General features: G+C 42.3%; 9 protein-coding genes and 2 pseudogenes. 4 read left to right on the top strand and 7 right to left on the bottom strand.

All coding sequences use genetic code 11. The features are described from left to right. Positions 1-141: 141 nt before the first annotated feature. On the top strand, positions 142-453 hold the full coding sequence (locus ACFFAP_RS28690; RefSeq protein ID WP_375514416.1) for a hypothetical protein: 312 nt from the start codon (positions 142-144) through the stop codon (positions 451-453). A 68-nt stretch (positions 454-521) separates the two neighbouring features. After that, a complete protein-coding gene (locus ACFFAP_RS28685) occupies positions 522-827 on the top strand; it encodes a hypothetical protein (protein WP_375514415.1) in 306 nt (101 codons plus the stop codon). A 465-nt stretch (positions 828-1,292) separates the two neighbouring features. Here ACFFAP_RS28685 and ACFFAP_RS28680 read toward each other — a convergent pair whose 3' ends face one another. Continuing rightward, the gene (locus ACFFAP_RS28680) at positions 1,293-2,159 is read right to left on the bottom strand and encodes an NmrA/HSCARG family protein (RefSeq protein ID WP_375514414.1); all 867 of its coding nucleotides are present in this window, start codon (positions 2,157-2,159) and stop codon (positions 1,293-1,295) included. 130 nt (positions 2,160-2,289) lie between these two features. Between ACFFAP_RS28680 and ACFFAP_RS28675 the strand changes: the two genes are divergently transcribed. Then, a complete protein-coding gene (locus ACFFAP_RS28675) occupies positions 2,290-3,207 on the top strand; it encodes a LysR family transcriptional regulator (RefSeq protein ID WP_375514413.1) in 918 nt (305 codons plus the stop codon). 7 nt (positions 3,208-3,214) lie between these two features. On the opposite strand, the gene ACFFAP_RS28670 is transcribed toward ACFFAP_RS28675, so the two are convergent. The 5 genes from ACFFAP_RS28670 to ACFFAP_RS28650 all read right to left on the bottom strand — a co-directional run bounded on the left by ACFFAP_RS28670 (position 3,215) and on the right by ACFFAP_RS28650 (position 6,091). Continuing rightward, positions 3,215-4,477, bottom strand: a complete 1,263-nt coding sequence (locus ACFFAP_RS28670) for an AIPR family protein (RefSeq protein WP_375514412.1) — start codon at positions 4,475-4,477, stop codon at positions 3,215-3,217. 238 nt (positions 4,478-4,715) lie between these two features. After that, on the bottom strand, positions 4,716-5,141 hold the full coding sequence (locus tag ACFFAP_RS28665; protein WP_375514411.1) for a hypothetical protein: 426 nt from the start codon (positions 5,139-5,141) through the stop codon (positions 4,716-4,718). Positions 5,142-5,170: 29 nt separating this feature from the next. Further along, positions 5,171-5,455, bottom strand: a complete 285-nt coding sequence (locus tag ACFFAP_RS28660) for a thermonuclease family protein (protein ID WP_375514410.1) — start codon at positions 5,453-5,455, stop codon at positions 5,171-5,173. A 4-nt stretch (positions 5,456-5,459) separates the two neighbouring features. Continuing rightward, entirely contained in the window at positions 5,460-5,861 is a 402-nt protein-coding gene (locus ACFFAP_RS28655) for a thermonuclease family protein (RefSeq protein WP_375514409.1), read from the bottom strand. Positions 5,862-5,935: 74 nt separating this feature from the next. After that, on the bottom strand, positions 5,936-6,091 hold the full coding sequence (locus ACFFAP_RS28650) for a CopG family transcriptional regulator (RefSeq protein WP_375503618.1): 156 nt from the start codon (positions 6,089-6,091) through the stop codon (positions 5,936-5,938). A gap of 738 nt (positions 6,092-6,829) precedes the next feature. Here ACFFAP_RS28650 and ACFFAP_RS28645 point away from each other — a divergent pair. Continuing rightward, positions 6,830-7,057, top strand: a pseudogene (locus ACFFAP_RS28645) (hypothetical protein); the annotation flags it as partial. Positions 7,058-7,382: 325 nt separating this feature from the next. Here ACFFAP_RS28645 and ACFFAP_RS28640 read toward each other — a convergent pair. Continuing rightward, positions 7,383-8,306: pseudogene (locus ACFFAP_RS28640) on the bottom strand (hypothetical protein); the annotation flags it as partial.

The following is an 8,306-nucleotide window of genomic DNA, read 5'->3' as shown; positions in this document are numbered from 1 at the left end:
ACCCTAACAATGATTATCATTATTGTACTTGGTGATTTTATTCCTTGGAAGTCCCATATCAACATTTCCGACGTGTGCCAGTTGTCATTCTCTTGTTTGTCATAGTCCAACTAACTGGATTATTTGTCGTAGTAATCCTGTATGGGGCAATCGCAATACAGAGGAATTCATCACGAGATTGAGGCTGGGATATCAAATACTTTACGGAGGTGTTATTTGGTGATTAAGCTATTAATAAAATATGCGCCTGATTCCATAGTGGATGCGGTTAATGCTATTTCTTTAGCAGAATTAGATAAGCGAGGATTAATCATCTGGGCTGATGCAATGCCCCTAGAGCCAGATTCGGAAAACTCAGCATTTAATTTGGCTGATCGTTTCACTGAAGTAACGCCTGATAATATACTAGAAGTTTTCAAAACTATTGCTCAAATATACACTCTCCTTCGGTGATTGTTTGGCTTTCAAATATTTGATGGAGCTTTCGACAGAATACTTTGGAATTATTAGAGTTGAATAAAATGTATAACGAGTACGACGATTTGAGTTTTGAGGAACAATTACACCTGACTGAAGAGGAGATTATCCGGCGGCACAATCAGCAGATGTTTTTGCGCCGCAATGCCCAACTGTTGCAGCAAGAATTGTCACTTGAAGCCGAACTGTTAGAAGAGAATCCAGAGTTAGCCCAAACTATTCATTCTCTTAATATGCGGGAGATTCAGAGTAATCAACGAGGGCTACAGAATGTTTTCGGCTCAGATGAATCAGCGCCAAAAGAGCAAAATATTTGGAGTAAGTTTTTTCCGGGATTAGGTGGAAGGTAAATATGTCTTGGTCGAAATCAATTTCCTTGGACGTTGCTAATAAGCTTTTTGACGTAATTGGGGTTTATTTTGAGCAGAACGAATTAGAGGGCGGTTACGTCGCCAAGCATAAAAATAAGACTTTGATCAGATCAACGTTGACCGTTTACTGTATAGGTGTTTTAAGTGATTGGGTGAAGAGAAAGGAAGATTAAATTATGTAATACCTATCAGTTTTTGTGTTTAAGTCTCAACAAGTTCGATTCGTCGGTACAGCAGAAAAACTTGAGTGGGTAGCTGCTAATATTATCGCTATTTTGTATCCACAAGCAGACCCACGCAATTATTCCAACTATCTGGGCAAAGTTCCTGCAACATGGAAGGATTATAAACCTTCCATGTTGCAAATGAAATTGGAAAAATCCTTGTCGCTTCCACCAAAAAACTTAAAGATAAATAATTACGAATTACGAATTACGAAGAGTTTTACCAGCCGTGATCGCGCAAATACGATTCAAAGTTGGTCAGCTTAGAAAACTCACGTTGTAACTGCACCAAATCTGCTGCGTAGCCAGTCCGCTCAAACCAGCGATACATAATGGTCACTTCCTCCCCGGCTTGCTGCTCAAACGCTTCAAACGGAATTTGCTGGTATTCGACGGTTTTGCCGAACACACGGCTGAACGCGGCAGCGATTTCTGGCATGGTCATCTCCACACTGGCGACTTCGATTTCGCGGTTCAAGAACTCGGCGGGGCGATCGAATACCTCAGTGACCATTGCCCCGTAATCTTCTTCAGAAAGTTGCTGCAATTTTGTTTCAGGACTGAGCGGTTGGGAGAACGTGCCCTGCTCCACCATTGGACGCATCGAGGCGTAGTTGTAAAAGAAGAAAACCGGACGCATGATTGTGTAGGGCAAGCCCAGCGATCGAACGTACTCTTCGACTTGAAACTTACTGTCGAAATGGGGAATGCCCGTGTTGCGTTCGGCGCTGCCCACCGAACTGTAGACGAAATGCTCGACACCTGCCGATGAAGCTGCGTCTGCAACGGTTTTGCCATCTCGGATCTCGGCTGATAATCCGCCTTCTTTGAGAAAAGTCTGCAATGAAAAAACACCATAAGCACCTTGCAGAGCGCGATCAAGGGACGTGCGATCACTAAAATCTCCGGCGACAAGTTCTGCCCCCGCTTGTTGGAGTGTATGGGCGGCGGGCTTGTTTGCATCGCGTACAAAGGCACGTACCTTGAAGTTACCGCGCTTTAAAAGATGACGCGCCACTGCACCGCCCTGATTGCCCGTGGCTCCGGTGACTAAGATAATTTGTTCTGCGGTTGTTTGCTGTGTCATGTCTGTTTTTTTTATGCTGTTTGTGTATTTGAAATTTATCTTGTCTAAACAGTAGCTTGTACAGAAAAAAAGAAAAAGTAGTTAAAATTCAAAATAGTTGTGCAAAAAATTCAAAGATGCGTTTGGGTTAATGGACAAGCTCAAAAGCCTGATGATTTTTATCCGCTCCGCTCAATATGGCAGCTTTTCGCAGGCTGCACGACAGTTAGGTATGGCTCCTTCAGCCGTGAGTCGAGCCGTATTGCGCTTGGAAGATGACTTGGGGGTGCGCTTGCTCCAGCGAACAACTCGCAGTTTGACACTGACCGAAGATGGCAACCGATTTTATCAACGCTCTGAGCAAATTCTCAACGATTTGGAAGAAGCCGAACTCGAAGTCAAACAATCGCAATCAATGCCGCTCGGAACATTGCGGCTCGATCTGAGCTTTGTGTTTGGCAAAATACATATCGCTCCGGCTCTGCTGCAATTTGTCACACAATATCCAAAGCTAAATCTGAATGTTTCTTTTAACGATCGCCTGATCGATCTGATTGAGGAAGGCGTTGATGCGACTGTGCGGATTGGAATCAGCAGCGATTGCAGTTTAATCATGCACCACCTGGCAACTGCACGCTACATCACTTGTGCCTCGCCGCAGTATCTTGCCCAGTATGGTACACCCATAATACCCACAGAACTATTGCAGCATCGCTGTGTCAACTTTATCTATCCACAGACTCGGCGAGAAGCTAACTGGAAGTTTGAACAAGACGGAAAATCGATTCACCTTGCCGTTGACAGTTATCTGCGATTTGATAACTCAGAAGTCATTTTAGAGGCGGTCATTCAAGGAGCAGGTGTGGTGCAATTGCCCAAATTTATTGCAGCGAACGCGATCGCACGGGGCGACCTCCAACCGATTCTCCAAGCCTACACGACCCAAGTCGGATTACCGATCTCCGTGTTGTATCCGCAAAAACGCTATCTCTCCGCTAAAGTTCGCGTTTTTGTTGAGTTTATGAGAGAATTGACGGCTGCTTTAAAGCGAGATAATGTTGTAGATTGAAAGCTATTTATTTAGGGACAGTGGTTGCGTTGAGTCCATTGCTTTTCCCTTTTCCAAGATTGTTTGCACCTTGTGTCACCTTCGGTTCTTCTTCCTTACCGGATTTAACCATTTGCATCAAGTGCTGATTTAGATAACTTTGCGCCGAGATATACAAACTTTCCCAAATCTCTTGATTGCGGCTGATTTTAGTACCGACTGTATTTCCTGCTGTTTTCTCCGATACCAAGTATTTACGGAAATAGTTATTCCACAGATGTTGGAGGAAATCCTCGGCGAATTCGTTAAAAGGAATAATCCACTTATAGTCTTGATCCAAAAATACCCGATAGGACGCAATTATCGGTAGTGCCAAGTCGGTTGGCGCACCAAACCCGAATGAATACTTGCTATCTGGCAACAACGTAGTTTTACGTATATCAATTGATGCTAGGTCGTTAACACCCTTTCTTCTGGGGTTGCTGATATGTTCTTGGATTATTTCGTAGAGTCTTTGCTCTATCCACAAAGCAAAAGATAGCAGAGGGAGTAAGGCGGTTAATCTTTCCCTTTCTGCATCTGTAATGTTACTTGAAAGACTCATCCCTGCTGGGTGTTTGGTTCGTTTATTGCCGTCGGGATTGTATTTATTTCTATCGAGGCAGTAAAGGAGCTTGAGCAAATGGGTGACATTGCACTGGGCATTTCTGGGAGCGCCACTTTGGTTTTGATAATAGGCGATGCGGAATTTCCTATCATCTTTGAGTTCTAAGTCAGCTAAGTACTGCTTGATGAATTTGTAATCACCCTTGGCGTTGACTTTGGAGCGAGAATCTACTGGCGTTGTAGTATTTGAAGCCAGGGCTATATCTTTGGCTGATTCTTCAGTCAGTCCAATGTGGATCGTAACTTTTACTCTGGCTTCGGTTAAATCGTAAAAGTAATTTTTAGCGAAATCAAATGCCAAAACTGTGTGACCACCGTTGATAATCCCATCGCTACCGCCCTCGTTAGCTTCTAAAATTTCCAGTTCTAGCTCAGTTTTGTTTTTAGTAGGTTTAGCAATATTAGCTGACAGAACGATTCCACTGTGACGCGAGAAGAATTTTGCAGGTTCGGTCGTCAGTGAGTCGAAGATTTGTCTGTAGGTTGCGCTTTTGCGGTTTGGCTCACGGATGTTCGGTTCTAGGGGGAGGTCTATCGGGAACGAGTCTACATGCGCGGTGGCGATAATGCAATTGGGGTTGGCTTGAAAATAGTTATCTATCTTTAGATTCCAAGTCTTGGGCATACAATATGTGCAATGTCAGGGGAATTTCTATATTAACCAAAACTAGGGTGCAAGGTTTAGGGTACAAGACCGAGAGAAGCTACCTTTGGCTTACCAACAGTACTACATCCAACAGCCTTCGACAATCAAAGCACCAGCTAAGGGTCATGCACTTTGTAATCGTAGTGGTGGGCAAAAGAATTGCTGCGACGCTTGCTGTTATATCAAGTTCAGGTAATCTGCTGTAATCAGAACAATCTCACAAAGAGAAGCGATACGAAACATTTCCATCCTCATTTACTTCAAAATCAGCACTGAGTTCCTTAGCTTTCTCATCTAGATATTCCTTAGCTGACTGAGTTGGTATTTGAGCATTTCTTGCCAGTTGCAATACTGTTATTTTTCCCGATTTGTTTTCAATTAATTCTAAAAACACTAATTCAATCTGGTTTTGTGATGATTCAATCAGTAATGCTTGTTCTCTTTGATTCTGCTGTACTAAAGACCAACTCAACCAGCCCCCCATAACTGTTGAGGGAATAGTCAAAATAATTAAAGCAGCGACAGCATTATCTTTGTCTTGGGGAGCAGTTTTGGGATTCCTAATTTTCCAAATCATTCCAGCAGAAAACGGAATACCGAATAACAGAAAACATAATGCTAAAATTTTTTTAAGAAGTTTCATATATGTCTATTTACCTAAAACATAATTTTTTACCGCTCACATCCGATACCGTCTCCATCTCGATCCAAACCGTGAGGATCAGGTGGCAACACTTTAAACCTTCTTTGGGTAATATCTCGGCAATTCAAATCAGGTGAATTTTTAAAGATACAAAAATCTGGATAAGAGGGATCACAGTTATTCTGTTGCTGCTCTTGTGTTGGTTGTGAAGTTGTCTTTTGAGTAGCTTTGTGGCGGAAGTCCCAAGGCATCACAGGATTAGCTTGGCTCCAGAAAACTAACCGCTTTTGTTTAGCAGTGTTTTCGCCAAGCAACAAACTATCTTTCGACTGTAGACAGTTTTTGAGATATTGGGGATACACTTTCATATTGTCCTTCTTGCACCATATTCACATTAACGCTGCGATTACCAACAAACACCTCTGCAACTAAGCGCTTGTATTTATCAGTTTCTAAAGCACGTAGGGTGATTGCTTGTCCTACTGGTAGTAACTGTTTGAGTCTTGCCGATGATTGTTGACCCCAACGACTTTGTTTCATCTCTGGTGCATCAATACAAGCGAGTCGAACAGTTACAGTTTTGTTGTTAGTATTGACACGTATAGTGTCACCGTCACCGACGCTTACAACTGTAGCAGTCAGGTTATTAGCAAATACAGGTAGTGTTGTTTGAGCTAAAAATAAACTGCCCAGGCTAATCAAGCGAAGTTTAAAAACCATTTCTACTAAAAATCACTCAAAACTTTCTTTAGGATTCCCAATCCAAGCCAAGCAATTGCTAGTTAACCCGGAAATTAGTTTTGTGTTTCTTCAGTTGTCAGAGAGCGAATTAATTCCCGAATTACATCGGTTGCTGGTCTACCTGTAATTGAACAGTATTTTTCCAACTTCTCTGCCTCACTTGATGTGAGATTGATTGTAAGTCGTTTAGCAGCCCATTTTTTATTCATAATATTAGACAAGTTCGCTTTTTCAACTACTTGCTCTAATATCAATCACTTAATCTGTTACTACATGGGTATTATCAATGACTTTTAATTTAAGAGATGGTGAAGGAAACTAATATATTTCAAAAAAACATAGTCAAGATGTAAAGTTTATTTGAGAGTGTAAAGCTTAAGTTTCTTAAAAATAGTAAATATCAAGCCAATATCAAGATAGTATAAAATATTCCAGATAAAATAAGTACTTTGCTCAAGTAAGTTTTTACTATTTCTTAAAAAAGTATGGGCAGTACAAGATATGTATCTGTATGCCAAGCCGCAGTACAAGATTGGAAATATCAAGGCAGATGTTATGGCGATCGCGATAAAACTAGACAACTGTATTTTGGCTCAATTGCTCCTGCATCCTGATCAATCCGCTTCTGCTGCTCTCCCACAGCAGCAGAGGCAAGGGAACTGCCTTTAACCACAAGGATTGACACCTAACCGAAAAAAGCGATGTTTGGCAACAAGCTACTTTGCGCCTACGCGCAATGGTTATGTTTTAATTACTGATTGCTAAACTCCAGTACAAATTGGAGAGATTAAAGTCAACCGTTGTCCAAACCTAACTTTGAAATCGGGTATCTGGCTGAAATGCTTCTCCATGAGCTTTCATCCCAATGACGAATTAATAACAATTTTTTGATAGGTAATGCTTTGTCGAACGCTACGAATCTCCATGTCGTCCCAGGTATAGCTCCCCCAACCGCAGCAATTATGCCAGAGCGATCGCGCGTCGGCTACCTGAAAATGTTCCTCAACTACATTGCCCTAAGCGTTGATACTGAAGGTCATTTCCTACGGCTAATGCGACAAACACAGACTGAGATAGAACTGTTTAACCTCTGCGATCGCCACCGGCTCATGGCGGGTACGCCATCGCAAGTCAGGCAACTCGAAGGACGCTTTGGTCAGGGCAAACGCATCTAAATTACTCTTGATCACAACGAAGGGTAAGAACCAACGAAAAAACCAGGATTTCGCGCTTGATTATTTTTTAAGCCCCAAAGCGATCGCCTAAAGTTTTCGCAATAAGTAAGAGTTAATGACATTATTTTTAGTCCTATTGAGAATATATTTTACTTATTGACATGATGCGGCCGCCCTGACGCTTTGGTTGAACCATCCGCAGGAATTATAGACTCTCAAACAGTTAAAACAACATTAAATATGCGTTATCCACAACCATTGTAGAGACGTAGCAGTGCTACGTCTCTTTTTTACCAGATATCTATTGATTGTGGTAATTCTCCTTTCAGGTCAAACTGCTGTAAGAGAAAGAGCTATCTGCAAAGATGAAATTCTCAAAGCCAGTTGTTAAAAGGGTAATCAGATTTCCATTGTTGTTGAAGGTAATGTTGGCAGGGTTTAGACTATTGCCAGAAATAACACCAGATACACTAACTTCAGAACGCTTGAAAGCCTTTATATCAAGGGTGTCAAAACCATTTCCGCCATCAACAATTGCTCCGCCGAACCCTTTGAAGTAGTCATCCCCAGTCCCTAGTTCAAAGCGGATACCGCCACCAATAGTGACTTTCTGTTGAACTTTATCGATATTACTAGTAGCAGTAACTTTGTCATTCCCAGCGCCAGTCTTGATGACTCCTTGCCCATAAATCCCATAGGCAATACCACCAATTGTGGTTGTTGCTTGTCCGATGAGGATGTCATGGTCATTACCGGTATCAATGGTTCCGTCATTGAAAATGCCATAGGCTAGGGTGTTTGCTTCCAAGCTACTTGCAGAACCCTCAATCGTGTCCTTGTTCTCATCAGTAGTGATAATAGCTTTTTTAATGTTCTGGATGCCGATGCTGCTTTTGCTCGGTTCTGTAATGATGGTGGTGTCTTCGATGTTCTTGTTCTGGCTATCAATGTTAGTAGTGCTGATCCTGTGTGCGGTGGGGATGGTGTTATCTTGAATGACCTGGACAGATCCAGGATCAATAGGTTTAGGTATAGGGGAAATTATATATTTGCCGCTGCTGCCGGCAATACCAGTGCCGATGAGCGTATCTTCTCCTTTACCAGTACTTAGTTTATCACTGTTACTAATGCCGATTCCAGTACCGCCGTAGCCGCTTTTTTTTGTGATCCTGTAATTACTAGTAGTGCCCTCTGCGAAACCTTCGCCACCAGCACCACCAGTACCAGTACCACTGATAGTGTCATTTCC

This window comes from uncultured Nostoc sp., from assembly GCF_964245575.1.
In the GTDB taxonomy this organism is placed as follows: Bacteria; Cyanobacteriota; Cyanobacteriia; order Cyanobacteriales; family Nostocaceae; genus Nostoc.
The sequence above is the reverse complement of the archived record's forward strand: the minus strand, read 5'-3'. Positions and strand labels throughout refer to the sequence as shown.

Coding starts and splice junctions, on each gene's coding strand:
- ACFFAP_RS28655 (WP_375514409.1), bottom strand. CDS start 5,861: ATGGTTTTTAAACTTCGCTTGATTAGCCTGGGCAGTTTATTTTTAGCT.
- ACFFAP_RS28680 (WP_375514414.1), bottom strand. CDS start 2,159: ATGACACAGCAAACAACCGCAGAACAAATTATCTTAGTCACCGGAGCC.
- ACFFAP_RS28685 (WP_375514415.1), top strand. CDS start 522: ATGTATAACGAGTACGACGATTTGAGTTTTGAGGAACAATTACACCTG.
- ACFFAP_RS28650 (WP_375503618.1), bottom strand. CDS start 6,091: ATGAATAAAAAATGGGCTGCTAAACGACTTACAATCAATCTCACATCA.
- ACFFAP_RS28675 (WP_375514413.1), top strand. CDS start 2,290: ATGGACAAGCTCAAAAGCCTGATGATTTTTATCCGCTCCGCTCAATAT.
- ACFFAP_RS28690 (WP_375514416.1), top strand. CDS start 142: ATGGGGCAATCGCAATACAGAGGAATTCATCACGAGATTGAGGCTGGG.
- ACFFAP_RS28670 (WP_375514412.1), bottom strand. CDS start 4,477: ATGCCCAAGACTTGGAATCTAAAGATAGATAACTATTTTCAAGCCAAC.
- ACFFAP_RS28665 (WP_375514411.1), bottom strand. CDS start 5,141: ATGAAACTTCTTAAAAAAATTTTAGCATTATGTTTTCTGTTATTCGGT.